This is a genomic window from Bradyrhizobium sp. CSS354, assembly GCF_029051725.1.
Lineage (GTDB): Bacteria > Pseudomonadota > Alphaproteobacteria > Rhizobiales > Xanthobacteraceae > Bradyrhizobium.
This window is the reverse complement of record NZ_JAACFU010000117.1, coordinates 1-382: the sequence shown is the minus strand read 5'-3', so window position 1 is coordinate 382 and position 382 is coordinate 1. Positions and strand designations below refer to the sequence as shown.

Sequence of the window (382 nt, the reverse complement as noted above, 5' to 3'; positions counted from 1 at the left end):
GACGATGAACACCGACAGCGGCAGCGAAATGCGCCACTGCAATTCAGCAACGGAACGCGGTGCAGGGTTGCCGAACAGCTCGCTGGTCGGAATGGCTTCGCGGTCAGTGATTTCTTCGCTGATTTCCGGCTTGGGCAACGCCGCCCCATACGTGTCGTGCTTGACCACGCGGTAGTCAGCGGCACCCGGATTGCCATCGTAGCGGTAGCCGTTTTCGAGGATCAGGACGCGACTGCCATTGGGCTGGACCTCCTGGTGCCCCTTCTCGGCCACCAGCACGGTAATGCCGTTGTCCTTGCTCTTGTCGTTGGACATGCGCTTTTCAGAGATGAACACGCCCGCCAGCTGCGAGCGATCTTCCGACAGCTCTTTGGTGTAGGTG

The 382-nt window shown here is 60.2% G+C and carries 1 protein-coding gene; it reads right to left on the bottom strand.

All coding sequences use genetic code 11. The features are described 5' to 3' along the window. Nucleotides 1-382 (bottom strand): LptF/LptG family permease (locus GWG67_RS38910; protein WP_275174921.1); only part of this gene is annotated, 382 nt, incomplete at both ends.